The following is a 25,741-nucleotide window of genomic DNA, read 5'->3' as shown; positions in this document are numbered from 1 at the left end:
CAGGACCCGGGCACCACAGCCGTCGGGCCGGATCAGCGAGGCGTCGACGTCCACCCGGTCCGCGCGGGCGGTGAGGTGTTGACCCGTCCGGTCCACGCGGCCGCATGGACCGGACCTGCGCGCGGTCGACGAGGCCCAGCGGGAGTCCGCAGCCAGGTGCCGGCGACGCGGGGTGGGAGACCGAAGGTCGACCGCAATGCCGTCGCCGCGGTGAACCGGCTGAAGGCCACGTCGCATGCGTGCCTGATCCGCAGATGGCGAAGGCGTCCTTCGCGTCCGTCCTCCCATCGCCCCGGTGGGATCCGGAGGCGTGATGGACGGTGCGGCCGGGGATCACCCCAGCGGCGACGCTCTAATCCTGGCCTCAGGTTGATCGGGGACAATGAGCGGAAAAGGCGTCGACTGGAGGGGGCGGGTCCGGCGTGCGGATCATGATCGCGGATGACGAGGCGGCCATCCGTGAGTCGCTGGAGCGGGTGCTCCAGGTCGAGGGCTACGACACCAGCACCGTCGCCAACGGTTTCGCCGTGCTCGACGGGGTCGGTGGCGACGCGCCGGATCTGCTGCTCCTCGACGTGATGATGCCCCGCCTCGGCGGGTTGGAGACCTGCCGGCGGTTGCGCGCCGCGGGCCGGGATCTGCCGGTGCTGATGCTGACCGCCCGTGACCAGGTCTCCGACCGGGTCGCGGGGCTGGACGCGGGCGCCGACGACTACCTGCCCAAGCCGTTCGCCACCGAGGAGTTGCTGGCCCGGGTGCGTGCCCTGCTGCGCCGGCGCACGTCGCCCGACGAGGAGTCGCAGATCCTGTCGTTCGCCGACGTCCGGCTCGATCCCGACAGGTTCGAGGCGTGGCGGGGCGCGCGGCCGCTGCGCCTGACCCGGACCGAGTTCTCCCTCCTGCAGGTCCTCGTGAGCAACGCCACCCGGGTCGTGACCCGCGACGCGCTGTTCGAGGCGATCTGGGGCTTCGGCATGAGCTCCACCGCCAACAACCTTCAGGTGTACGTGAGTTACCTGCGCCGCAAGATGGAGGCCGAGGGGGAGCCGCGATTGATCTACACGCTGCGCGGCCTGGGATACACGTTGCGGGAGACTCCTCCGTGAGCAGGCACGCCGGCCGGGAACCGCGCCGGCTGACCCGATGGTGGCGTCGGCGGTCCCTGCGGGCCAGGCTGACGGTGATCGCGGCGACGGCCATCGCGGTCAGCGTGTTCGTGGCCTTCCAGGTGGCCAGCGAGCTTCTGGACCGGGAGTTGAAGGACACCGCCGAGAATCAGCTGCGCGCCGACGCCCGTGTCCTGGCGACGAACGCGAAGCGCGCCGGTCTGGCGGAGGTCCGGCTACCGCCGTATCCCGGATCCGGTCGGCTGGTGCGGGTCATCCTGCCCGACGGATCGATCCGGACGCCGGCCGGCCAACCCGCGCTGCCCCCGGTCAGCGAGGACGCCGGGCGCGTGGCGCAGGGCGCGTCGGCCGACCTGATGGAGTCGAACGACAGCGACGAGGACGGCTACGTCATCCACACGCTGCGGGCGGGCGACGGCGCGGTCCAGGTGGCCCGCGTCGTCGACGACAGCCCGATCAACCAGTTCGGGTTCGGCATGCTGCTGATCGGGCTGCTCTGCGTGGTCGGCGGCGCCCTTGTCGGGCGGACCGTGGCGCGGACCGGGCTGGCACCGATCGACCGGCTGACCGCCGCCGCGGTACGTGTCGCGCGCACCCGGGATCTCGACGCCGACATCCCGGATGAGGGCGGTGGGGAGATCCGGCGGCTGATCCGGTCGATCAACGACATGCTCGCCGCGCTCCGGGAATCCCGGCTGGCCCAGCGGCTGCTCGCCGAGGACGCCGCCCACGAGCTGAAGACCCCGCTCACCAGCCTGCGCCTCAACGTCGAGCTGCTGATCCGGCTCGATCGCCGCGGCACCCTGGACAGCGCGCTGCCGGCGGAGAGCCGGACCCGGCTGCTCAACGATCTCGGCGCCCAGGTCGCCGAGTTGAGCACCCTTGTCGCCGAGCTGACCGACCTGGCGCGCGGTGACGTCAGCGACGAGAGCACCGAGGTGCTCGACCTCGCCGACGTGGTGGGGGCCGCCGCGACCCGGGCGGGTTCCCGCGTGCCCGACATCGAGGTCGCGCTGGATGTGACCTCTGTGTGGGTGAGCGGGCGTCCCGCTGCGCTTGAGCGGGCGGTGCTCAACCTCATCGACAACGCCGGCAAGTGGTCCCCCGCGGACCAGCCGGTCCAGGTCCGGCTCCGCGCCGAGGGCGCGTCGGCGGTGCTCGAGGTCGACGACGCCGGGCCGGGCATCGACGCCGCCGACGTACCGCGGGTGTTCGACCGGTTCTACCGTGCCGACAGCGCCCGGGCGTTGCCGGGATCCGGTCTGGGGCTGTCGATCGTGCAGCGGGTCGTCGACGCCCACGGCGGCCGGGCCACCGTCGCCCGCTCCGCACGCGGTGGCGCGCTGCTTCGGGTCGACCTTCCGGCCGCGGCCCCGCCCGCCGACGTCCCGCGGCGCCCCGCCGGGGAGGACACCGCGGTGCGCTGACCCGCGCCGGCGACGCGGCGCGGGACAGGGGCGGCGGCCCTCGGGCATGGCCCCGCGCGGCTCACCGTCGGGGCAGGACACGGCGATGCGCGGGCGACGGTCAGCACGGTGGATGCCGAGGGGCATGCCGAGGATGCCGATGGCGCCGACACCTTCTTCCCACCGGAAAGATCCGGGACGGGCCTGGGGGCCCGTCCCGGATCTCGTCCGTGCCGCCGCGCTCACCGTTGCAGCGCGGGCTCCTCGTCGTTGGCGAGCGACTGCTGACCGTCCGGCAGCTCCGCCGCCGGACGGGACAGCCGGCTCGGCCACCAGATCCGCCGGCCGATCAGCAAGGTGAGGGCGGGCACCAGGACCGACCGCACCAGCAGGGCGTCGAGCAGCACGCCGAAGGCGACCAGGAACCCGACCTCGATCAGCATCACCAGCGGAAGTGTGGCGAGGACCGCGAACGTGGCCGCCAGGACCAGGCCTGCCGAGGTGATGACGCCACCGGTCGCGGAGAGGGCTTTGAGCATGCCCTCTCTGGTGCCGAGACGTACGGTCTCCTCCCGGGCCCGGCTGGTCAGGAAGATGTTGTAGTCGACGCCGAGCGCCACCAGGAACAGGAATGCCAGCAACGGCACCGAATAGTCGATCCCCTTGAACCCGAGGATCGTGTCGAAGACGAACACGCTGCCGCCGTAGGCTGCGGCGAACGAGACGATCACGGTGGCCATCAGGATCAGCGGGGCCGCGATCGCGCGCAGCAGCAGCCCGAGGACGATCAGGACGACGGTGAGCACCAGCGGGATCACCAGCTTCTCGTCGCGCTTGGTGGTCACCTCGGTGTCGAGGTTCTCCGCACTCGGCCCGCCGACGATCGCCTCCGCCCCGCTCACCGCGTGCACGGCGGTGCGTACCCGCTTGATGGTGTCGTACTCCGCGACGGTGTCCGGCGCGTCCTTCGGGAACACGGAGATGTTGGCCCAGCCGCGGCTGGTCTGCTCCGGGATGGCCTGGGCCACACCGCGAGTGCCCTTGACGATGTCGAGCACCTGCTTCTGCTGCGCCGGCCGCGTGAAGATCGTCATCGGCTGGCCGCCGAGCTCCGGGAAGTGCTCGCGGAGAACGGTGAAGCCGGTGACCGACTCCGGCGCGGACAGGAACTGGTCCTGCTCCCGCAGGGCGCCGGTGTTGCCCGCCAGCCCGAGGGCGAGCACGCCGAGGACTCCGAGCGAGCCGAGCGTCGCCGCCCACCGGCGGCGGTTGACGGCGGTGCCGAGCCGTCCCCACAGCCCCGGCTTCTCCTCCACGGCCGTGCTGAGCCGCGGGATGGCCGGCCAGAAGACCCGCCTGCCGAGCACCACGAGCACCGCCGGGAACAGCGTCAGCATGGCCACCAGCGCGCACAGGATGCCGGCCGCACCGATCGGGCCCAACCCGCTGGTGCTGTTCAGGTCCGCGACGAGCAGGCAGAGCAGTCCGGCGACCACGGTGGCCGCGGACGCGACGATGGCCGGCGCCGCGCCGTGCAGCGCGTGGACCATCGCGACCCTGACGTTCTCATGGTGGTGCAGTGCCTCCCGATATCGAGCGATGAGCAACAGCGCGTAGTCCGTGCCGACGCCGAATACCAGGATCGTCAGCAGCGCCGAGTTCTGGTCGTTGACCACGATGCCGAAGCCCTTGACGAGCAGGTAGACGGTTCCCATCGAGGTCAGTGCGGCCGCGCCGACGGTCACCAGCGGGATGATCCACAGCACCGGGCTGCGGTAGGTGAGGATGAGCAGGAGCGTGACGACGACGATGGTGGTGAGGAGTACCTGCACGTCGATGCCGTCGAAGACGGCATCCATGTCGCCGTCGATCGCGCCCGGGCCGGTCACGTCGAGTTCCAGGCCGGAGGGACGGTCCTTCGCGGCGTCACGCAACGGGCCGACGAGGTCCTCCGGTGCGCCGTGGGCCGTGCTCACATCGAGGGTGAACATCATCGCTCTGCGGTCGGTGGACGGGCTCGCCGGTGAGCCCTCGTCGTCCTCGTCGGCCGCCGTCCTCGCCTTCGGCGGGTACTGCTTGGCAAGGGTGTTGTAGTGGCGCTCGACCGTCGCGCGGTCGGCGTCGGTCATGCCGCCGGCGCGGTGGTACACGAAGACGAACGTGTTGTCGTCACCGCCGGGGAGACTGTCGTCCAGCACCGCCACCTTGGTGGACTCGGCACTGGCCGGCAGGGTGTCCACGGCGCTGTCGGTGGTGACCGAGCTCAACTTTCCGCTCAGCGGCACCATGCCCGCCGCCAGCACCAGCCACAGGCCGATCACCAACCATGGCACCCACCGGCCTGCCAACCGACCGGCCGGCGCTTGCCCGGACGGCGCTGAGTCGACTGCCATCAATAGCCTCCTGCGTACGTGTTGCATCGCTTGTCTGGATGCCTACTTGGTACCGAGCGAAGCTGAGACGACTGTTAATGCGGTGCTCAGGCCGGTCGGCCGAACCACGTGCCCAGCGCACGCACCGGCGTGGTGGCGTCGAGGTCCTGCGCGCTCCGGAGCTTCAAGGCGCCGCGGGCCCGGGAGTGCCTCGCGGCCGGCGAGGGATACGCCCTGTCGGGCCATGTCCTCGTCGACGAGCTGGGCGTGCCGCTCGACACGAGGGACCAACGGTGTCGCGGACGTCGACCTCGCGGCGTGGGCCGGGCACACGAATGCCGCCTTCACGGAGGCCAAGTACGTCGCTCCGGACGCGAGGGATCCTCGTCGGCGGCTACCGCGCGCGATGGTCTGCACGGGCCTGGGTGAGAGCTTGTGGGAGAAGCGCGTGAGCCGGGGTGTGGATATGACGTCTGACCTGCTGATAAGTGATTTCTCGCAGATCCATGCTCCGACCCTGCGCGGCCGGGTCCGGATCGGCCCGGTGTGCGAGGTACGGGGGTTGCGCCTAGCGTGGCTCGCATGGCAGACGCGGTGCAGCTGGAGGCGGCGGGCAGGACGGTACGGCTGTCCAGCCCGGACAAGGTCTTCTTCCCGGAGCGCGGCTTCACCAAGCTCGACCTGGCGCAGTACTACGTCGCGGTCGGCCCGGGCATCCTGCGTGCGCTGCGTGACCGCCCCACGACCCTGGAGCGCTACCCGGACGGGGTGACCGGCGAGTCGTTCTTCCAGAAGCGGGCGCCGAAGAACATGCCCGAATGGATCCCCACCGCGCACATCACCTTCCCCAGCGGCCGCAGCGCCGACGAGATGTGCCCCACCGAGGCGGCCGCCGTCCTGTGGGCCGCCCAGTACGGCACGCTCACCTTCCACCCCTGGCCGGTGCGCCGCACCGACGTGGACCGGCCCGACGAACTCCGCATCGACCTCGACCCGCAGCCGGGCACCGACTACGCGGACGCCGTACGCGCCGCCCACGAGCTGCGCGAGGTCCTCCACGAGTACGGCGACCTGCGCGGCTGGCCCAAGACCTCGGGCGGGCGGGGCCTGCACGTCTTCGTGCCCATCGAGCCGCGCTGGACCTTCACCCAGGTCAGGCGGGCCGCGATCGCCGCCGGACGCGAACTGGAGCGCCGGATGCCGGAACAGGTCACCACCGCCTGGTGGAAGGAGGAGCGGGGCGAGAAGATCTTCGTCGACTACAACCAGACCGCGCGCGACCGTACGATCGCCTCGGCCTACTCCGTGCGCCCCCGCCCGCACGCCCCGGTGTCCGCGCCCCTCACCTGGGACGAGGTCGGTGACGCGGTGCCCCGTGACTTCGACCTCGCGACGATGCCCGCGCGCTTCGCCGCCCTCGGCGACGTGCACGCGGACATGGACGACCACGCCTTCTCCCTGGAGGCCCTGCTCGAACTCGCCGGCCGTGACGAGCACGACCACGGCCTGGGCGACCTGCCGTACCCGCCCGAGTACCCGAAGATGCCGGGCGAGCCGAAGCGGGTGCAGCCGAGCAGGGCCAGGAAGGACGAAGGGCCCGCGCCCTCCTGAGCGCGGGCCCCTCCTCCCGTTCCCCCGGTCGCCTGCCGGGGCCGCCTCCTTCACGTGAGCGCGTAAGGTCCGCCTACAGGTCCCTGATCCGGACGTCCCGGAACGAGACCACGTCCGTCGTGCCGTGCACCTGGAGGCCGACGTAGCCCGACGCGAACCGGCGCCCGTCCGTGCCCGGGTCGTCCGAGCGCGGCGGGGTGAAGTCCTGGCCGCCGGTGTTGTCGAACTCGTTGATCAGCACGCCGTTGCGGTACACCGAGTAGTGCTGGTCCACCACCCGGATCTCGTAGTCGTTCCAGGTGCCCTTCTGGGTGACTCCGGCCCCGGCCAGGCCCACCCGGTCGAAGCCGTACACCGAGCCCGTCTTGTACATGTCGCCGTCGGGACGGTCGAAGACCTGCACCTCGTGCCCGTACTTGATGGCGGCCCACTCGGGCCGCGGCTCCTCGGGGTGCTCGTGGACCCATGGGAACCGCACGAACACACCGGAGTTGGCGTTGCCCGTGCCCGGGGCGTCGTCACGCCACTGGAGCTTCAGCGAGAAGTCGCCGTACTTGCGCTCCGGGAACCACAGCATGCCGAGCCCGCCCCTGGACGTGCCCGAGGTGATGGACCCATCGGCGTTCAGACCGAACGAACCACCGCCCACCTGCTGCCACTTGGCGAAGGACTCCTGGGTGCCGTCGAGGATCGTCCGGTACCCCTCGGTCTGCCCCGGCTTCCCGATGCCGGACTGCTTGGCGGCCTTCGTGATCAGGTTGTACTCGCGCTGGACGACGACACCCTCGTCGAGCAGGGCGTCCAGGACGGTCCGCACATGCTTGAGGAACAGCGCGTGCGAGGTCCACTCCTTCTCGTCCTCGATCAACTCGTTGATGCGGCAACGGCTGTTGGTGACCCGGTTGGGAACCCCCGAGTCGACCGTGCCGACGACGACCGTCAGCCTCTCGTCGTACTCGGCGCAGTTCGGCGCCGGCACCCCTCCGCCCGGGGCGACCGTGAAGCTCACCGACCGCGCGTCCGAGGTGTTGCCCGCCTTGTCGCGCGCCCGGTAGGCCACCGTGTGCGCGCCCGCGCGGTCCACCACCACGGGGGCGGTGTACGCCAGATAGGGTCCTCCGTCGAGCGAGTACTCGATCGCGGCGACCCCCGAACCGTGCGCGTCCGTGGCGGTCACCGTGACCTTGGCGCTGTTGATGTACGCGCCCGCGGAGTTCCGCGCCCCCTCGACGCCGACACCGGTCACCGGGGGAGTCGTGTCCTCGGCGGGCGGCGCGACGACGGTGAACGCGACGGACTTCTCGGCGGCGGCGTTGCCCGCCTTGTCCGTGGCCCGGAACCGGACCGTGTGGGCGCCCGTCTCGTGGACCATGACCGGAGCCGTGTACGGCTGCCAGGCACCGGAGGCGCCGAGCGCGTACTCGATCGTGTTGACCCCGGAGCCGGTGTCGGACGCCGTCACCGTGACGGTCGCCATGGACACGTACTCGCCCTGCGGGTTCTGCTCGCCGCTCACCGACGCCGACGTCTGCGGAGGCGTCGTGTCGTCCGTCGGCGGCGCCACCACGGTGAACTCGGCCGCCTTCTCGGCCGACATGTTCCCGGCCTTGTCGACCGCGCGGTGGCGGACCTTGTGGGCGCCGACCTGGTCGACCACGACGGGCGTCGTGTAGGGCTGCCAGGCGCCCGCGTCACCGATCGCGTACTCAACGCGCTCCACGCCGGAACCCTCGTCCGTCGCGCTCAACGCCACGGTCGCCGCGCCGACGTACGCGCCGTCGCCGTTGCGGGTGCCGGTCACCTCGGCCGAGGTCACCGGCGCGGTGGTGTCCTCGCCCGTTCCCTCGGTGACCACGAGGATGCCCTGCATCTGGCCGTGGCCGGGGATGGTGCAGTAGTAGCGGTACCGGCCGGGAGCCAGCGTCACCTCCGCCGTGTGGCGGCCGTCCTGGTCGTCGTTCGGGTTGGCCAGGATGTTCAGCGGGACGTCGTTGTTGTACTCCGGGTCGGACACGTCGAACGTCAACGTGTGCGGCATCCCCATGGTGTTGCCGGTCGCCGCGCTGTTCTCGAAGACGATCGTGGTCGGCCCCGCGACCGCCGTGGCGGGTGCTGAGGCGTACTTCGTGATGTCGTCGCCGGCCGTCCAGGTCAGTGTCTGGGCGGCCGCGGGCGCGGCACCGGCCGGGGCGTCGTCGCCCTTTCCGGAGGCCGATGTGACCGAGAGTCCCAGCACCATCAGCAGCGACGCGACGAGCGCCGTCCACAGTCGGGCAGTTCTTCGCCTTCCTACGCGCATCACTCCGCCTTCCTGGCCAGTTGACCGGCGGCCGGGGTCGGCCCGCCGCCGGTGTAGGTCACGCGCCACAGCGCGGACCTGGCGTCCGAGGTGAAGAAGCCGCGCCCGTAGTCGAGGACGTACAGCGAGCCGTCGGGCGCGAACTTCCAGTCCATGAGGTTCTTGATGCCGTCGTTGCCGACGGGGATGATCTTCTTCAGCGACTCGGCGTGCACCGGAGTGCCGCCCTGTCCCGCCGTTCTCGGGTCGAGCAGCACCGCGTGCCGCGGCTGGTCGCCGTCGTAGAAGTCGCCGACGAACCACTTGCCGTCCCAGTAGGCGGGCCACTTCACGTCACTCGTGGACGTGTCGTCGTACCGGTACACCGGGCCGTTCATGGCCGCCTGGCCGCCGCCCTTGAGCCACGGCAGCAGGAACTTCTGCTCCTCCGCCTTGTACGAGGGCACGCCGGCCGCGTTGCGCGGGAAGTCCGGGCCGCCGCCCTGGGGCGAGTACCAGATCGTGTTCGACGTGACCGGCGGGAGGTTGACGAGACCGTCGTTGTTCGGCGACTCGTTCTTCGGGCGGTCGCAGTCGTACCAGCCGAGCGGCTGCGACGGGTCCGGCAGGTTGCGGTCCCGGTAGGGCTGCTTGTTGCCCATGCAGTACGGCCAGCCGTGGTTGCCCGCCTTGGTGATCGCGGCGAACGTGTCGTACTTCGCGGGACCCCAGGTCGTCGAGGGCGCGGATGCGTCCGGGCCGACCCATCCCGCGTACAGGGTGTCGGTCTGCCGGTCCACGGAGATCCGGGCCGGGTTCCTGACACCCATCACATAGATCTCGCCGCGGGTCTTGCCGCCGCCCTCGTCGCTCTCCCGGCCGGTGAACAGGTTCCCCTCGGGCAGGGTGTAGCCGCCGTCGGGCTCCGGGTGGATGCGCAGGATCTTGCCGTTGAGGTTGTTGGTGTTGCCCGCGGTGCGGCGCGCGTCCGCGAACGAGACGCCCTTGTAGTTCGGCTGGGGATTGTTGCCCGAGTAACCACCGCTGAATCCACTGGAGTTGTTGTCACCCGTGGCGATGTACAGGTTGCCCTTGGAGTCCCAGGCCATCCCGCCGCCCGCGTGGCAGCAACTGTGGATCTGAACCGGCCATTTCAGCAGGACCTTCTCGCTCGCCGTATCCAGCTTGTTCGTCGCGGGATCCAGCGTGAACCGGGAGACCCGGCGCTCGGCCATGCGCGTGTCACGGTTGATGCCGGCGTGCGGGGTGTAGTGCAGGTACACCCAGCCGTTCTGCTGGAACCGCGGGTCCAACTCGATGCCGAGCAGCCCCTCCTCGACCTTGATCAGCTCGTCGCCGCCGCCCTTGTTCCCGAAGACGGTGAGCGCGCCGGCCAGGGTGACCTTCCCGGTCACCGGGTCGTAGACGTGGATCTCGCCCTTGCCCTTGCCGATGTCGGGGTTGTTCCAGTCCGTCACCACGGGCTGCGCGGAGTCCGCGCCGCCCCGGCCGATGTACAGGACACGGCCGTCGGGAGCGGTCACCAGGCCGTGCGGCTCGCCGATCTGGTCGTTCTGGCCCGGCTGGTTGGGCCGGGTGAGCCGCTGCGCCTTGTAGTTGGCGTTGATCGTGGCCTTGCAGTCGGCCCGGACGAGCCGGGTCGTCCACAGCAGCGCGCCCCGCAGATGCGCGCGGAAGTCGGTCTCGTCGTACGAGGAGACCGTGCCGCCCATGGCCGTGTAGAAGGACCTGCCGCCGTCGTAGTCGCGGCACCAGGACACCGGGTGGTCCGCCCCGTTGCCCCCGGTGCCGGGCTGGTACGTCGACTCACGGACACGCGCGACCGTGTGCACCTCACCCGACGGGTTCTTGACCCAGTTCGGCCACTGGTCCGGGTGCTTCCACTGGAGCGGGAGGTCCTTCGTCGCGGGATGCCGGCGGTCGCCGACCTCGACGGTCGCCCGCTGTACGGCGGTCGGGCTCGACGCCGCGGGGCGGGCGCCCACCAGTCCGGTGAACCAGTCGGAGTACGGCTCGGCCCGGGCCGCGTCGTGGACGCCCAGGAAGCCGCCGCCGGCCTCCATGTACGCCTCCAGGCCGGCCTCCTGCTCGGGTTCGAGGACGTCCCCGCCGCCGGTCAGGAAGACGACGCTGTTGAAGCGGCCGAGCTTCGTTTCGTCGGTGAAGACGGAGGCGTCGTCGGTGGCCTCGACCTCGAACCGCTGGGCCGCCGGGCCGGACAGCCCGATCCGCTCGATCGCCTCGATGCCGGCGTTGACGACGGGCGACTCCTCGCCGCTCGCCGCGGAGCCGTGGAAGATCAGCACCCGTACGTTGGCGCCGCCGGGCGGCGACGTGATGGACATCGTTGTCAGCGCCGGATCGGGCGCCGGTTGCGCGTTCGCGGACGGACTCGACAGCACGCCCGCCACAACGGCTCCGGCGGCCAGTGCGGCCGCCCATCCGCTCGGTCTCGGTCTGCGATGTGCTCTGCTCAACCCTCGTACGGCCAAGGGCTGTTGATGCGGTGTGCGCCGCATGTGTTCACCCATCCCTCATCGGTCACAGCAACAGCGCCAAGGAAGCTAGACCTTTTCGCGCAACGCGCCAATACCTATGACCGGGATGGCACGAACTTTGTCCTGAGTGTGGAAAAACAGGTGCGGTGCCACTACCGTCTCACGGGTTCGTCTCTGTCACTCGACTCCGTCAATTCCCTTACAGGTCTGGAGAGTTCGGCATGGACACCACGGACGGCACGGACCGGCGCGGCCTCAGTCGGCGGATGCTGATGGGCGGCGCGGCGGTGGCCACGGTGGCGACATCGTTGTCACTCGTCTCCGCGCAGGAGGCGAAACCGGCCGACGACCCGGTGCGCACGGCCCCCGCGGGCGGCGCCGTGAGACACCTCAAGCTGTACGTCGAGAAGCTCGCCGACGGCGGCATGGGGTACGGCCTGCAGAAGGGCGAGGCCTCGGTCCCCGGTCCGCTCATCGAGCTGAACGAGGGCGACACGCTGCACGTCGAGGTCGAGAACACGACGGACGTGGCGGCGAGTCTGCACGTCCACGGGCTCGACTACGAGATCTCCAGCGACGGTACGAAGCAGAGCCGCTCCGAGGTGGAGCCCGGCGGCACCCGGACGTACACGTGGCGGACCCACGCCCCGGGCCGCCGCAAGGACGGCACGTGGCGGGCCGGCAGCGCGGGCTACTGGCACTACCACGACCACGTGGTCGGTACGGAGCACGGGACGGGCGGCATCCGCAAGGGGCTCTACGGTCCGGTGGTCGTCCGCCGCAAGGGCGACGTACTGCCCGACAGGACCCACACGATCGTCTTCAACGACATGACCATCAACAACAGGCCCGGCCACCAGAGCCCGAACTTCGAGGCCACGGTGGGCGATCGCGTCGAGTTCGTGATGATCACGCACGGGGAGTACTACCACACGTTCCACATGCACGGTCACCGCTGGGCGGACAACCGCACCGGGCTGCTCACCGGTCCCGACGACCCCAGCCAGGTCATCGACAACAAGATCGTCGGACCCGCCGACTCGTTCGGCTTCCAGGTGATCGCGGGGGAGGGGGTCGGGGCCGGCGCGTGGATGTACCACTGCCACGTCCAGAGCCACTCCGACATGGGAATGGCCGGCCTGTTCCTGGTGAAGAAGGCGGACGGCACGATCCCCGGCTACGAACCCCACGGGGGCCATGCGGCACGGCAAGGCAAGGGTTCGGCCTCGGCGTCCGGCAAGACGGGCAAGACCGGCACGGGGGAGTCGACGGAGAAGGCGGAGAAGAAGGCTGAGCCGCAGGGGGCCCACGAGCACTAGCGCTCGCCCCGGCCGGGTCCGGGGGAGTCGGTCACCAGGTGTCGACCGCCGGGCCCCGGGGCTCCGGCCGACGGCCGCCGTCAGGGCCGCGCCGGGCCGGGCGCCGGGCCGCGTCAGTCTGGCGTCAGGGCGGCGGGCGGGTCCGGTTCTCGGGAGCGGGTCACGCACCTCGGCCCGGGCGCCGCATGCGGCGGCGGGCAGGTCCTGTGCGGGGGTCCGGCGAGGCCGGGAAAAGAAGAAAGGCAAGGAGTTCGGATCCCTTGCCACTCTCAACTTATAGCGCACCGGGGGGCTTGCGGCAAGGCCCCGGTCGTGCCGCAGAATCACCGTCCGTCACCAGAAACCGAGCATCGGGGGCCGGGCAGTGCGTGTGCTGTTGTCGACGTACGGATCGCGCGGGGACGTCGGACCGCGGACGGGTCCCGCGGTCCGGCTGCGGGAACCCGGCTCGATCGCCCCCTCGTCCGGCTGAACCGCCCCGGGCCGCCGTGCCGCCGCAGTGCCGGGCCGCAGTGCCGGGCGGCCGTGCCGGGCGGCTCCGGGTCGTGCCGGACCCCCAACTGCCGTGCCCGCCGCTCCGGTTCGCCGGGTCGGTGCCGGCCGCCCGTCCCCCTGAGGCCGGCTCGGGGGTGCGGGGCCCGTTTGCGGCCCGTACCGCCCCTCCGGGACGCGGGCGTGCCCCGGCGAGGGACGCCCGCACCGCCGGATCGACCGCCGACCCCTACCTTCCCGCCCCGGCGGGGGCGGACCTCCCGACCGCCCGTACCGCCGACCCGTACCGCCGGTCCCTGCGACCCGCCCCGCGCGGTGCCCGCACGCGACCTCAGATCGGAGCTGCTGCCATGACCTCCCTGACGACCAGCGCGTTCGACCTTCCCGAGCACCTCTCGCAGAAGGCCGACCCCGCCCTGATCGCCGCCGACGAGCGGCACTTCGCGGCTGTCGCGGAGTGCTTGGAGCGGTCGATCGCCGAGGTGTCCGACCGGCTGGACGCCGAGCGCAGGGCGCCCGGCGGTTCGGGCCGCCAAGCCATGGACCGGGACGCGGAGGTCCACCGGCTGAGCGCCCGTCTGCGCGCGCTGCGCCGCTTCGGCCTCGACCTGTGCCTCGGGCGCATCGTCGCCGAGGGCGACTCCGAACCCGTCCACATCGGCCGCTTCGGCCTCACCGACAGCACGGGGCGCCGGCTGCTGGTCGACTGGCGTTCCCCCGCGGCCGAACCGTTCTTCGGGGCCACCCACGGCAACCCCATGGGTCTCGCGAGCCGCCGCCGGTACCGCTGGACCGGCGGCCGTGTCAGCGACTACTGGGACGAGGTGTTCACAGCCGACGGGCTCGCGGGGCATGCCGCGCTCGACGACCAGTCCGCCTTCATCGCCAGTCTGGGCGGCAGCCGCTCGGCCCGGATGCGGGACGTGCTCGGCACGATCCAGGCCGACCAGGACGCCATCATCCGCGCGGGCTCCCGCGGCGCGCTCGTGGTCGACGGAGGTCCCGGCACCGGCAAGACGGTCGTCGCCCTGCACCGAGCCGCCTACCTCCTGCACTCCGACCCCCGCCTCGGACACCGCCGGGGCGGCGTGCTGTTCGTCGGCCCCCACCGGCCCTACCTCGACTACGTCGCGGACGTCCTGCCGAGCCTCGGTGAGGAGGGTGTACGGACCTGCACCCTGCGGGACCTCGTCGAGGAGGGTGCCGCGGCGGCGGTCGAGGCCGACCCGGAGGCTGCGCACCTCAAGGCGTCCGCGCAACTGGTGGGCGCGATCGAGGCGGCCGTCCGGTTCTACGAGGAACCGCCCGCGGAGGGCATGACGATCACGACCCCCTGGTCCGACATCCGGCTCGGCCCCCGTGACTGGGCCGTCGCGTTCGAGGCGGTGGAACCCGGCACCCCGCACAACGAGGCGCGCGAACAGGTCCTGGAGGAACTGCTCACGATCCTGGTGGACAGGCACGACGGCGACGACGTGCCGGCCCACGTGCTCCGCGGGTCCCTGGCCCGGAACAGGGAGCTCCGTACGACCCTCGACCGGGCGTGGCCGCTGATCGGGGCGGCCGACCTGGTGGGCGACCTGTGGTCCGTGCCCGCCTACCTGCGCAAGTGCGCTCCCTGGCTCGGTCCCGACGACGTACGGCGGTTGCGGCGCGCGGACGCCCAGGCCTGGACGGTGTCCGACCTGCCCCTGCTGGACGCGGCGCGCCGCAGGCTCGGCGACCCGGAGGCCTCGGCGCGCAGGCGGCGGCAACTGGCCTCCTCCGCAGCCGAACGCGAGCGGATGGCCGGAGTCATCGACAACGTGCTCGCCGCCGACGACGACGGCGAGGGCGCGGTGACGATGCTGCGTGGGCAGGACCTGCGGGACGCGCTGGCGGACGGGTCCGCGGACCCCGGCGCCGGATCGGACCCGCTCGCCGGCCCGTTCGCGCACATCGTGGTGGACGAGGCGCAGGAACTGACCGACGCGGAATGGCAGATGCTCCTGGCCCGCTGCCCGTCCCGGAGTCTCACCGTCGTGGGGGACCGGGCGCAGGCCAGGCACGGGTTCACCGAGTCGTGGAGGGAGCGGCTGGAACGGATCGGGCTCGAACGGGTCGAGCCGGCCTCGCTGAGCATCAACTACCGGACGCCCGAAGAGGTCATGGCGGAGGCCGAACCGGTCGTCCGGGCCGTGCTCCCGGATGCCAATGTCCCCGTCTCCGTCCGCGCCAGCGGTCTTCCCGTCGTGCACGGGTCCGCCGGGGAGCTGGACCGGGTCCTCGACACCTGGCTCGCCGCGAACCCCGACGGGATCGCCTGCGTGATCGGTGCTCCGGCCTTCCGGCCGACAGCCCGAGTCCGTTCGCTGCCACCGGAGTTGTCGAAGGGGCTCGAGTTCGACCTGGTCGTCCTGGTCGACCCGGAGGCGTTCGGTGACGGCGTCGCGGGAGCGGTCGACCGCTATGTCGCGATGACGCGGGCGACCCGGCAGCTCGTCGTACTCACCAACTCCTGAAAGCGGAAAGGCGCCGGGTCGCCGCCCGGCACTCCGCGCACGGCCCGGCGGTGTGCCGGCGCCGCCCGCGTGCGGTACCGGGTCGGCCTTCCTTGACAACAAGGATTGTCGTGACAGGCGGAGTTGTCGCCGACTAAGATCATCGCGTGGAGACGACAGAACCGACGGAGACCGAGATGGTCGCGTTGATGGGGGCCCTGTACGGCGCGATTCAGCCGTTGGCGCGTGCGATGCGCGGACGGATGACGGACGGCGCCGGTGACGACTTCGACTCCGGCGACGGCCCCGACTCCGGTGACGGCGGCCCCGGTTCCGCTGGAGGCCCCGGCGACGGCTCCGGATGGGACGACGGCACCCCGGCGGTTCCGCTGGCGACGCTGGCCGCATGGAGGGTCGCGTCCGAGGAGATCGAGCGCCTGGCCGCGAGGTCGGCGAGGCTCGCGGGGGCGAGGGGAGCGGGCTACCCGGACCTGGGGGCCGCCTGGAAGATCTCCCGGCAGGCCGCCCGCAAGCGCTGGCCCGGAGTGGTGACCGCGGAGAGGGTGCTTCCCGCGTCCAGCCACTTCAGGGCGTTCGGCGGCGAGGCGCTGGTCACCTGGCGTCAGGAGGAGGGCAGTTGGTGGTGGATCGCCACCGCGGCCAACGGCCGGGGCGACGAGGCTCCCGACGAGGCGTCCTACGCGTCGAGTGAGGAAGCCGCGGCGGCGGCAGGCGCGTTCCTCGCCGCCAACGCCACGGCCCCGCGGGAGCTGGCTGGTTGACGGCCGGGCCGTCCTGTTTCGACAGCCCGGCACCGGAGCACGACGACCGGACTCCGCTCGGGCCGACCGGACTCCGCTCGGGCCGACCGGGCTCCGTTCGGAACGACCGGGCTCCGTCCGGACCGGCCGGGGTCGGCTAGAACCGACCGTGACCGGACCCGGTCGATCGCAGCCGCTCCGGGCCGGTGCGCACGGCCGGAACCCGCTCACGCCGTGGTCGGCGGATGGGTGCCGTGTCCGGTCGGCCGCAGATCCGCCGCCGTCCTCGTCCCTCCGCCCGATCCGGGCCGCGCACCTGCCACCCCTACGGAACCTGCCCTGCGGGCAACGTAGTGGAGGAGTCCCGCAACAGGACTGGACCACGCGCGGTTCCGTCCCCGGAGGGCTCCTCCGGCCTGCGGATCCCCGGCGCACGGCAGGCGCACGGGCGAGACGCCGGGGGAGGAGGGGGCGCCGGTTCCGAACGTTTCGGGAGCGCTCTCAACGACGGGTCGAACGGCGGCTATCCTGATCGGCAACCGCCGCCCTGAGGAGCCCCGAGGTGACCGAGCAGTCGACAGAGCGCCCGACACTGGAGGCCGTCGCCGCCCGGGCGGGGGTCTCCAGGGCCACGGTGTCGCGCGTGGTGAACGGCGGGGACGGCGTACGGGAGCCCCTGGTCGAGCGGGTCAGGCAGGCGGTCGAGGAACTCGGGTACGTCCCGAACCAGGCGGCGCGCAGTCTGGTCACCCGACGGCACGACGCCGTCGCCGTGGTCATAGCCGAACCGGAGACCCGGGTCTTCGCGGACCCCTTCTTCGCGTTGCAGCTCCGCGGCATCAGCAAGGAACTCACTGCCCACGACTCGCAGTTGGTGCTTCTCCTCACGGAAGGGCGGGACGACCACGCGCGGGTCGCCCGCTATCTGGCGGGCGGACACGTCGACGGGGCGCTCGTCTTCTCGCTGCACCTCGACGACCCGCTGCCCGGCCTGATCCGCGGAGTGCCGACCGTGTACGGGGGGCGCCCCGGCTGGAGCGACGGCTCGCGCGGCGCGGTCTACGTGGACTGCGACAACCGCGGCGGTGCCCGTGAGGCCGTACGCCATCTCGTGGGACTCGGCCGCAGGCGCATCGCCCACATCACCGGCGCCCTGGACCAGACCTCCGCGGTCGATCGGCTCGACGGGTACCGGGACGTCATGGTGGACGCCGATCCGAAGCTGATCGAGGAGAGCGACTTCAGCCCCGCCGGCGGCGAGCGCGCGATGCGCGAACTGCTGGACCGCTGCCCGGACCTAGACGCCGTGTTCGCAGCCAACGACATCACGGCCGCGGGCGCCCTGCGCGTGCTGCGCGAGCGGGGGCGGCGGGTTCCCGAGGACGTCGCCGTGATCGGCTTCGACGACATGCTCCCCGTGACCGAGCGGACCGACCCGCCGCTCACCACGGTCCGCCAGGACATAGAGGACATGGGGCGGTTGATGGCACGCCTGCTGCTGCGGGGCCTCGACCGCCGGACCCCCGGTCCGGAGAGCGGCCCGGCGGGCACGCCGTCCAGCGTCGTCCTTCCGACGACCCTGGTCCGGCGCGCGTCCGCCTAGCCTCCCGCCGGGCCGGACCGGGTCGAGCAGGGCCGGACCGGGTCGAGCAGGGCGTGGGAGCCTAGGCCCCCACGGACACCGTGAACCTGCGCGGGTTGCCGTCGTGGGCGGCGCCGGACACGTCGGGCTGACCGTCCGGGCGTACGTCGTCGTACGGGAACGCGTAGCCGATGGGCGAGTTGGCGTGCACGACCCGGGCCCAGTGGTTGGTGACGCCGCCCTTGTAGTAGTCGGCGGTGCTCGTGCCGTTGGGCTGGGTGGGGTGGCTCAGCATGATCGAGCGGTTGAACCCCGCGGCGATACGGGCCAGGAGGGCCTTCTTGACGTCGGGGTCGCCCGGGTTGTTGGCGAACGGGCCGTGGTTGCAGGTGAAGATGTCCTTCGACGTCGGCTTGGAGAAGCTGTGGCCGCCGGCGAACGTGAGCGTGTCCCCGTTGACCCGGCCGGCGAGCACGCCCCGGCCGCCCTGGAGGTCGATCCGCAGGTCGGTGGTCCGGTACTTCGCCCACACCTGGTCGATGTAACTGGTCCAGAGGTTGCGGAACGGCATCTGGTCGGGCCGGTCGAAGTACGGCGCCATCAGGTTCTGCGGGGAGACCACGCGCAGGACGGAGCCGTTGCCGCTGCGGATGACCAGCTTGTCCCAGGGCTGGCCGTCACGGGCCGCCTGGGCCGTCAGGTCCGAGGCGATGCGGTCGACCGCGCCGTTGGGCAGCGGGGCCACGGTGTGCGTGGCGTCGCCCTCCAGCGTGAGGCCGATGGGCAGGGCCGTGACCAGGTCCACGTAGCTGATGTTGGCGAACAGCTGGGTGGTGTTGAAGGTGAACTCGCAGAACGACCACGTCTTGCCGTAGTTCGAGTCGGCGGGTGTCGCGAACGCGGGCTCGACCAGGGCGGGGCCCGGGTTGAGGAAGAAGTTCAGCGTGCTGTCCCGGACGAAGTAGATCCTCGCGCCGAACATCTGGGGAAGCGTCAGCACCTTGGGGGCCGATCCCGCGGCGCCCAGCGGTATCGCGCAGTCGACCGGCAGCGGGGTCTGCGGGGCGGACGGGGACGAGGGACGGTAGACGCTGCCGTCCGCGCGCAGCAGCAGCCAGTTGCCCGTCGACTGCTCGTGTCCGGTGACGTACGCCCGTACCGTGCCGGGCAACGAGACGTTCTTCAGGGCGAGTTGACAGGTCGCCGGAGCCGCGTGGGCCTGCGGGCCGAGAGCGCTCCCCCAGAGGGGGTACCCGGCGGCGGTGGTGACGGCGGCTGCTCCGGTCAGAAACGTGCGGCGAGAGATCACGGAGGTCTCCTGGGGCTGTGGGGGAGGCAGGGATCGGCCGATGTGTGGGGGATCGGCCCCTGCGCTGCACCACTGTCCCCAGGGGGAGTTGAAGCGTCAAGGGTTATGACTGAGAGCGCTCTCGAAATCTTTCCGTGTTCAATTGTTGACGGCCCGGAGCCGCCTGTTCGGGCCTGGACGGGAGGGCCGACCAGACCCTCCCGTCGTGCCGCCGGGTCCGGGACGGGGCGGCACGGCCGGTTCCGGACCCCGGCTCGTCACGGCGGTCCGGGCGGTCCCGCGTCGTCAGCGGCGTCCGCCGAACTGCCAGTCGTGCACCTCGATCCCCGCGTACCGGTCCGCCGTGAGGACGGCGCGTGCCGTGTCCGGGTCGGGCGCCCTGAGCAGCGCCGCGGTGCCCAGCCAGATGGTGCCGTCGTCGGACAGCAGGGGGCCGTAGGCGATCAGTTCGTCCGTGCCGGACGGCACGTCGAGGTCGGCCGCCAGGCCCGATCCGAAGCCGAGCACGAGGTAGCGGTTCCCCTCGGTCGGGCCGCCGGGGAAGTCCCACATGGTGCGCCCCAGGACGTTGCGCCACCGCCGCAGCAGGACGTCCCGGTAGACGCCGGCCCGGTGGCCGGGCTCGTCGAAGGCGAACGCCCGGGCGGCGGCCGAGTCCGGCAGGTCGACGATGTGCACGCTGCCGCTGGGCGCGGTGCCGTCCGCGGTGAACGTCGGGCCCCTGGCGATCAGCTCCTTCGCGTACCGGTCCATGTAGGACCAGTGCTCCTCCAGCAGTTCGTCACGCAGCGCCAGGGAGCCGGGCCGGTCGCGGTGGTAGCAGAAGAACTCCATGCGGACAGGGTCCCCTCCGGCGGGCGACCGGGTCCAGGAGGTTTCGCTTGGGGCGGCGGGGTGGAGCAGCGGGGTGGAGCAGCGGGGTGGGGCCGTCGGGTACCCCGTAGGACGGGCGCCCGACGGCCCCGCGGCATGCAGGCACCCGCCCCTCGGGGGTGCCCTGCTCCCAGGGGCGGGGGCGTCCGGGAAGTGGTGTGCGGCGATTGCGTCCGGGCCGTGCGGGTCGCCGCGGCCCGGTGCCGGACTCGGCCCGTGGTCCCTCCGGGGGCCGGCAGGCCCGGTCCCGCACGGCTACGGCTCCCTCGCCGGACAGGACCGGACAGGACAGGACCAGACCTGACCGGGCCGCACCCGGGCTTGGACCCGACCGGGACGTGGACCGGCCCAGGAGGACCCGTACCGCTCGCCCGGTGACGGGCCTCGGAGGACCCGGACCGGTGGCCGGACCTGGACCGGTCACGGGTGGCCGGGCCCGGACCGCCGACCGGACCGGTGGGGGTGGCCGGACCTGGCCCGCCGACCGGACTAGGGGCGCCGACCGGACCGGGGGCGTTCACCGGACCCGGAGGACCGAAGGCCCCGGAGGTCCCGGAGGCCCCGGAGGACCGGAACCGAGGGCCCGCCCCGGGGTCACTCCGGCGACGCCTCGCTCCTGATCACCGCGAACCGCGCCCCGTACGGGTCGGCGAGCTTGGCCATGCGCCCCACGCCCTCCATCGTCGTGGCGGGCATCCGGACCGTGCCGCCCAGTTCCTCCGCCCTGGCGACCACCGCGTCGGTGTCCGTGACCTCGAAGTACGGCAGCCAGTAGGCGCCGGCCCCCCGCTCCACGGGGTCGTCGGCGAGTGGGACGATCCCGCCGAACACGGTCTCCTCGCCCCCGTCCGCGGGGTTGACGCAGGTGTACACGCCGCCGGGGAACGGCATGGAGGAGGTCTCCAGGCCGAGGATCGAGTGGTAGAACGCGGCGGCGGCGGGCACGTCCAGCGTGTACAGCTCGATCCAGCACAGGGAACCGGGGTCGCCCACCACCTCCACGCCCCGGGTCCGCTTCGGCTGCCAGAGGCCGAAGACGCCCCCCGTGGAGTCGCGGAGAAAGGCCAGCCGACCCTTGTCCATGACGTCGTCCGGTGCCATCAGCACGGCGCCGCCCGCCCGCTGGGCCGCCTCGGCGGTGGCATCGGCGTCCGGACTCCGGAAGTACACGCTCCAGGACGGCGGGCCCTGCTCGGGAGGGGTCTGCATGCCGCCGGCGACGGTCCTCCCGTCCAGCTGGAAGAAGCCGTATCCACCGGAGTCGGAGCCCGCCGAGCGCAGCTCCCAGCCGAAGAGTCCGCGGTAGAAGGCGGCCGCGCCGTCGATGTCGGTGGTGCCGAGATCGAGCCAGTTCGGGGCGCCGGTGACGAAACGAGTGGTGAGCATGATGCCCTCCTTCGAGGGGGTTTCGTTGCCTGCGTCCCGAGTCTCGCACCGCCCACTGACAACCGCCGTCGCGCCACGGCCGGGTCATGGCCGCGTCGCCGGGGGCGCCGGCGGGGGATCGCGGCCGCCGGCCGTGGGGAGGCGCGGACGCCGCGCGGAGGGACGGCCGACGCGACCGGTGGTGATCCGATCGCGCGGCGCAGTTCCGTCCCGCGCGCCGCTGTGCTTCCGGCGGCGGCCGGGGCCATCATCGGGACCCGGTCGCCGCCCCGCCGCCGCGGGGCGGCGACCCCGAGCGGGCCCGACGGGCCGCAGCGGAACGTGTCGTTGATCCGGCGTTGATCGAACGTTTTTCCCAACAGGGAACGATCGCGCCATGCACAACGACACCATCGACGCGCCGGACCTCTCCTGGCAGGAGCAGGCTCTGTGCGCCCAGACCGGATCAGACTTCTTCTTCCCCGAGCCGGGCAGCTCGGTCAGGGAGGCGAAGCGCATCTGCGGCCTGTGCGAGATGCGCCCCGCGTGCCTCGACTACGCGCTCGCCCACGACGAGCGCTTCGGCGTCTGGGGCGGCCTCTCCGAGAAGGAGCGCCTCAGCCTGCGCCGCGCCCAGCAGTGACGCCCCGACGCATCCGCGACTGACGACTCGACCGGCCGGCACCCGCACGTCCCGGCCCCGCGCGTGCGCCGCCCTCCGAACTCCCGCCGCCCGAACCACGACGGCGGTTCTGCCGCCCCGGGCGGGGCTCCGCCCGCCGGTCCCGGGCGCATCGGGAATTCCCGCGCGCCGCGAGGCTTCCGGCATGCACAATCCACCTCATGCTCCACACCCCACGGCAGCGGGCCGAGACCCTGTTGAGCGCGCTGGACCCGCTTCCGTACCCCCTGCGCATGCGTGAACTCGTCTCCCGGGTCCGGGACATGGAGGACGTCGGGCCGCTGCTGAGGGAGCTCGACGCGCGCGGCCCCTACGAGCGGGGGCTCGCGGTGGTCGTCGCGGCCGTCACCCGGGACACGGAGTGGGTGGCCGACCGGATCGCCGACCCGGACTCCTTCGTGCGCGGCCATGCGCTGAGAGTCGCCGACCACCTGGGGGTACCCGACTCCGTCTACGAGTCGGCGCTCGCGGACGCCCCCGCGACCGTACGCCGCCGCCTGCTGAGGGCCATCGCCTCGGGACGGCGCACCGCCCTCGCCGACCGACTCGTCGACGGGCTGCGCGACCGGTGGGGCGACGCGGAGGCGGCACGGCTGCTGCCCGGATGCTCACCCGGAACGGCGGCCCGCCTGCTGCCCGAACTCTTCCACGCCGTACGGGAATGGAAGCGGATCGGCGGCCGGTACCCCGCGGTGGTCCTCGACACGGCGGAGCGTGAACTGGCCGCGCTGCCGGTGCCGTTGCGCGAGGACTGGTGGCGGCGGTACTCGCGCGCAGTCGCCGGGGCGGTCGGCGGCGAGCCGCTGCGGGCGCTGGACCTGGTCGAGGAGCGGGGACCCGCCCGGCTTCCGTACGCCCTGAACGACTGCCTCCGCGCGTTCGCCGCCGTCGCGCCCGGCCGGGTGCTGCGGCTCCTGCTGGACGGCCGGATCCCGTCGTACCGGGGCGCGTTCGGCCGTTCGCTGCTGACCACCCTCGCCCGCTCCGGCGCGGACGAACTCCCCGAGTACGGCAGGATGCTGGCGGAGAAGGGTGAGCTGGCAGCGTTCCTCAAGGAGTTGCCGCCCTCGCGACGGCTCGCGTTCCACGCGCAGGCGACGGCCGGGCGCGGTCCCGGGGCCGGCGCGGTCGACGAGGCCCTCCTCGAGGCACTGCCGCGCAGCGGGGTCGCCGAGGAGGCCCGGCGGGTGGCCGCCGCGGCGCGCGAGCGCGGGCCCGACCGCGCCGACGCGCTGATCGCGGAGTCGTTCCTGCCCGTCGCCGAGGCGCGCGAGGGGCTGGTCGCCGCGACCCGCCGACCGGCGGCCGAGGACCGGGCCATGGCCTGGCCGCTGCTCATCCGCAACGCCGCCCGCTCCGGCAGCGCCGAGGCGGTCACCTCCGTGCTGGCGGAGGCGGCGCGGCTGCGCAACGAACAGGACCCGGTGCGCAGGCCCGCCCTGCACGCGCTGTCCCGCACCGCGCCCGCCCTGTTCACCGAGGAGGCCGAGCCGCATCTCGACCGGATCGTCGCCGACGCGGTCGACGCCCGGGACTCCTCGCCCGCGACCCGGCGCTGCCTCAGCGACCTCGCCGTGTCCGTGCTCCGCGAGCACGCGGCGGGCGGCTCACGGGAGTTGGTGAGCTGGTCGCTGCGTACGCTCGTACGGATCTCCGGGCACACCGGCGGCGCGGACCTCGGCCGGCTCGACGCCCGGCTGCGGCGCGGGCAGGAGCACCAGGTGTTCGAAGCCCTGCGCCCCTGGATCGAGGCGGGCACCGAGAAGGCCGACTACGGCCTCGTCTTCGCGCTCGCCCGCGCGGTGGGCCGACGCGCCGAGGGCATGCCCGAGTTGCAGGAACTCCTGTGGCAGGCAATCCGGTTCGGGAACGACACGACCGTGCGCCACGCCGTCGAACTGTGGCTGGAGCCGCTCGCGACCCGGGACGAACGGGTGGCGCGCGTCCTCGCGCTCCACCCCTCCGCGGGTGCGCTGCGGCCGGTCCTGTCCGCGGTCGCCCGGCGCCGCACCGACCTACTCGACGTGCTCCTGACGGACACTCCGCCGTACGGGAGGTTCCTCACCCGGGGCAGCCCGTGGACGATGCCCGTGGACGGGTACGTACGGCGCTGGCTGCCGCGCCAGCGGGAGGCCGCGGCGCGCAGGCTCGCCGGGACGGCCGCCGACACCGGACTCCCTTCGTACGCGAGGGCCCGGGCCGTCGAGGCGGTCGCCTGCGTGCCGGGCGCGGGAGCAGGGCTCGTGCGCCGCTGGACCGACGCCGACGACATCGTGCTGGCCGAGGCGGCGCTCGGCGCGCTCGTCCGCACCGACCGGCCAGGGGACGCCCTGCCCGAACTGCTCGCGCACACCGGCACCGACCGGGCCCGCGTCGCCGTCCACGCGGCGGGCCGGGCGTCCCGGCACGTGGCCCCGTCCGTGCTCGCGGACCTGCTGCGCGGGGTACTGCTCGGACCGGGCGCCAAGGTGGCCAGCCGCAAGGAGGCCGCGCGACTGGCCGCGGCCCTCCTTCCCGTGCCGGTGGCCGCGCGCGTGCTCGCCGAGGCGTACGGGCAGCCGGGCGCCCACACCGACGTCCGCGCCGCGTGCGTGGCCTTCGCGGGGCCGCTGTTCGGCGAGGAACCCGTCCGCTCCCTGCTGAACGACGCCGCCGGCGCCGAACCGGTACTGCGGGCCGCCGTGCTGCGCGTCACGCCCCTGGACCTGCCGGAGCGGCACCGCGACGGCTACGCCCGCCTGGTGCGCGAGGTGTGCAGGACCGGTGACCCGGAGACGGCAGCCCGCGCCTTCGGCGCCCTGGGAGGCTGGGCGCCCTGGTCGCCGGACGCGCCGGCCGTCCTGGCGGCGGCCACGGCCGACCTGTCGAACCGTACGGGCTGGCGGGCGGCGGCCGAGGGGCTGGTGGCCGCGGCGGCGGGCTCGGCGGCCGGTGCCGGAGGGCTGCGCGAGGCCCTGCGGGTACTGGCGGAGGCCGAGACGGCCGGGACCGCGGACGTCCCGCCCTCCCCGCTCGCGCCCGGCGACGCGGAGCCCCGCCGGGACAGGCCCGCGCGGCAGCGGGTGGACCACCTCGTCGCGCGGCTCGCACAGCAGGCCCGTACGGCCGCCGGCCCCGTCAGGGAGGCCGCCCTCGGGGCGGGCGACCTGCTCGCGGGCTACGACGCGTTCGCTCCGCAGGCCGCCCTGGTCACCGCGCTGCACGCCGACCTCGACGCGGCGCCGGAGGGTGTGGACGCCGCGCTCGACCTGCTGGCCGCGCGGACGGCGGGGCGTCCGGCGCTGGCCGCCTCGGTGGCCGGGAGGCTGGGCGACCGGCTGGGCCGCGGGACATACGAGGGCGACGCCGGGGTGTTCCTCGACGCCGCCCGGCGCCTCACCGACCACGGCGGCCACGCCGAGGGGCTGCTCGCCGTCGCGTTGACCGCGGCGTTCGGTGCGCGGACGGGCTGGGCCGCGCCCTGGCGGTCGCGGCTGCGGGCGCTGCGTCGCCATCCGGTGGCAGACGTCCGTGACGCGGCGCTGGCACGCACGACCGCCCCGGAGTGACATACGTCACGCGGGGG

Annotated in this window: 15 protein-coding genes and 1 pseudogene; 9 read left to right on the top strand and 7 right to left on the bottom strand. The window is 72.8% G+C overall.

Features of this window, described 5'->3' with window-relative positions; genetic code table 11:
• Positions 1-144: 144 nt before the first annotated feature.
• A pseudogene (locus IE265_RS38160) lies at positions 145-349 on the bottom strand (IS110 family transposase); the annotation flags it as partial.
• Between the two features lie 73 nt (positions 350-422).
• On the opposite strand from IE265_RS38160, the gene IE265_RS04380 reads away from it, so the two are divergent.
• Both IE265_RS04380 and IE265_RS04375 read left to right on the top strand, forming a co-directional pair.
• Positions 423-1,106 (top strand): response regulator transcription factor, encoded by a 684-nt coding sequence (locus tag IE265_RS04380; protein WP_308434769.1) that lies wholly within the window; start codon positions 423-425, stop codon positions 1,104-1,106.
• Positions 1,103-2,554, top strand: a complete 1,452-nt coding sequence (locus tag IE265_RS04375; protein WP_190033967.1) for a sensor histidine kinase — start codon at positions 1,103-1,105, stop codon at positions 2,552-2,554. The genes IE265_RS04380 and IE265_RS04375 overlap by 4 nt, the downstream gene beginning before the upstream one ends.
• 221 nt (positions 2,555-2,775) lie before the next feature.
• Here the strand turns inward: IE265_RS04375 and IE265_RS04370 are convergent, their stop codons facing one another.
• Positions 2,776-4,926 carry an MMPL family transporter gene (locus IE265_RS04370; protein WP_190033966.1) on the bottom strand — a complete coding sequence of 717 codons (2,151 nt, stop codon included), beginning with the start codon at positions 4,924-4,926 and terminating at the stop codon, positions 2,776-2,778.
• A 561-nt stretch (positions 4,927-5,487) separates the two neighbouring features.
• On the opposite strand from IE265_RS04370, the gene ligD reads away from it, so the two are divergent.
• Positions 5,488-6,516, top strand: a complete 1,029-nt coding sequence (ligD, locus tag IE265_RS04365) for a non-homologous end-joining DNA ligase (RefSeq protein ID WP_190033965.1) — start codon at positions 5,488-5,490, stop codon at positions 6,514-6,516.
• Positions 6,517-6,589: 73 nt separating this feature from the next.
• Here ligD and IE265_RS04360 read toward each other — a convergent pair whose 3' ends face one another.
• Positions 6,590-8,815 (bottom strand): OmpL47-type beta-barrel domain-containing protein, encoded by a 2,226-nt coding sequence (locus tag IE265_RS04360; protein ID WP_229916025.1) that lies wholly within the window; start codon positions 8,813-8,815, stop codon positions 6,590-6,592.
• Positions 8,815-11,334, bottom strand: coding sequence for a ThuA domain-containing protein (locus IE265_RS04355; protein ID WP_190033964.1), 2,520 nt, complete (start codon positions 11,332-11,334; stop codon positions 8,815-8,817). Before IE265_RS04355 ends, IE265_RS04360 begins: the two co-directional genes overlap by 1 nt.
• A 200-nt stretch (positions 11,335-11,534) precedes the next feature.
• Between IE265_RS04355 and IE265_RS04350 the strand changes: the two genes are divergently transcribed.
• The 4 genes from IE265_RS04350 to IE265_RS04335 all read left to right on the top strand — a co-directional run bounded on the left by IE265_RS04350 (position 11,535) and on the right by IE265_RS04335 (position 17,968).
• Entirely contained in the window at positions 11,535-12,632 is a 1,098-nt protein-coding gene (locus IE265_RS04350; protein ID WP_229916024.1) for a multicopper oxidase domain-containing protein, read from the top strand.
• Between the two features lie 842 nt (positions 12,633-13,474).
• Positions 13,475-15,625, top strand: a complete 2,151-nt coding sequence (gene helR / locus IE265_RS04345) for an RNA polymerase recycling motor ATPase HelR (protein WP_190033963.1) — start codon at positions 13,475-13,477, stop codon at positions 15,623-15,625.
• A gap of 146 nt (positions 15,626-15,771) precedes the next feature.
• Positions 15,772-16,386: a hypothetical protein gene (locus IE265_RS04340; RefSeq protein ID WP_190033962.1), complete on the top strand. Its 615-nt coding sequence runs from the start codon at positions 15,772-15,774 to the stop codon at positions 16,384-16,386.
• Positions 16,387-16,927: 541 nt separating this feature from the next.
• A complete protein-coding gene (locus tag IE265_RS04335) occupies positions 16,928-17,968 on the top strand; it encodes a LacI family DNA-binding transcriptional regulator (protein WP_229916023.1) in 1,041 nt (346 codons plus the stop codon).
• A 61-nt stretch (positions 17,969-18,029) separates the two neighbouring features.
• On the opposite strand, the gene IE265_RS04330 is transcribed toward IE265_RS04335, so the two are convergent.
• The 3 genes from IE265_RS04330 to IE265_RS04320 all read right to left on the bottom strand — a co-directional run bounded on the left by IE265_RS04330 (position 18,030) and on the right by IE265_RS04320 (position 21,515).
• Positions 18,030-19,256, bottom strand: coding sequence for a glycoside hydrolase family 64 protein (locus IE265_RS04330; protein ID WP_190033961.1), 1,227 nt, complete (start codon positions 19,254-19,256; stop codon positions 18,030-18,032).
• 285 nt (positions 19,257-19,541) lie between these two features.
• A complete protein-coding gene (locus IE265_RS04325; protein WP_190033960.1) occupies positions 19,542-20,090 on the bottom strand; it encodes a YciI family protein in 549 nt (182 codons plus the stop codon).
• A 633-nt stretch (positions 20,091-20,723) separates the two neighbouring features.
• Complete coding sequence (locus tag IE265_RS04320) at positions 20,724-21,515, bottom strand: VOC family protein (RefSeq protein ID WP_190033959.1); 792 nt, start codon at positions 21,513-21,515, stop codon at positions 20,724-20,726.
• A gap of 376 nt (positions 21,516-21,891) precedes the next feature.
• On the opposite strand from IE265_RS04320, the gene IE265_RS04315 reads away from it, so the two are divergent.
• Together IE265_RS04315 and IE265_RS04310 are read left to right on the top strand one after the other, a co-directional pair.
• The gene (locus tag IE265_RS04315) at positions 21,892-22,137 is read left to right on the top strand and encodes a WhiB family transcriptional regulator (protein ID WP_190033958.1); all 246 of its coding nucleotides are present in this window, start codon (positions 21,892-21,894) and stop codon (positions 22,135-22,137) included.
• 200 nt (positions 22,138-22,337) lie between these two features.
• Positions 22,338-25,724, top strand: a complete 3,387-nt coding sequence (locus IE265_RS04310; protein ID WP_190033957.1) for a hypothetical protein — start codon at positions 22,338-22,340, stop codon at positions 25,722-25,724.
• Positions 25,725-25,741 lie beyond the last annotated feature (17 nt).

The organism is Streptomyces fructofermentans, from assembly GCF_014651055.1.
Lineage (GTDB): Bacteria > Actinomycetota > Actinomycetes > Streptomycetales > Streptomycetaceae > Streptomyces > Streptomyces fructofermentans.
This window is presented reverse-complemented; position numbering and strand designations above follow the sequence as displayed.

What these genes read in the sequence shown, in the direction of transcription:
- IE265_RS04370 (WP_190033966.1), bottom strand. Translation starts at nt 4,926, where the DNA reads ATGGCAGTCGACTCAGCGCCGTCCGGGCAAGCGCCGGCCGGTCGGTTG.
- ligD (WP_190033965.1), top strand. Translation starts at nt 5,488, where the DNA reads ATGGCAGACGCGGTGCAGCTGGAGGCGGCGGGCAGGACGGTACGGCTG.
- IE265_RS04360 (WP_229916025.1), bottom strand. Translation starts at nt 8,815, where the DNA reads ATGCGCGTAGGAAGGCGAAGAACTGCCCGACTGTGGACGGCGCTCGTC.
- IE265_RS04355 (WP_190033964.1), bottom strand. Translation starts at nt 11,334, where the DNA reads ATGCGGCGCACACCGCATCAACAGCCCTTGGCCGTACGAGGGTTGAGC.
- IE265_RS04350 (WP_229916024.1), top strand. Translation starts at nt 11,535, where the DNA reads ATGGACACCACGGACGGCACGGACCGGCGCGGCCTCAGTCGGCGGATG.
- helR (WP_190033963.1), top strand. Translation starts at nt 13,475, where the DNA reads ATGACCTCCCTGACGACCAGCGCGTTCGACCTTCCCGAGCACCTCTCG.
- IE265_RS04325 (WP_190033960.1), bottom strand. Translation starts at nt 20,090, where the DNA reads ATGGAGTTCTTCTGCTACCACCGCGACCGGCCCGGCTCCCTGGCGCTG.
- IE265_RS04320 (WP_190033959.1), bottom strand. Translation starts at nt 21,515, where the DNA reads ATGCTCACCACTCGTTTCGTCACCGGCGCCCCGAACTGGCTCGATCTC.
- IE265_RS04315 (WP_190033958.1), top strand. Translation starts at nt 21,892, where the DNA reads ATGCACAACGACACCATCGACGCGCCGGACCTCTCCTGGCAGGAGCAG.
- IE265_RS04310 (WP_190033957.1), top strand. Translation starts at nt 22,338, where the DNA reads ATGCTCCACACCCCACGGCAGCGGGCCGAGACCCTGTTGAGCGCGCTG.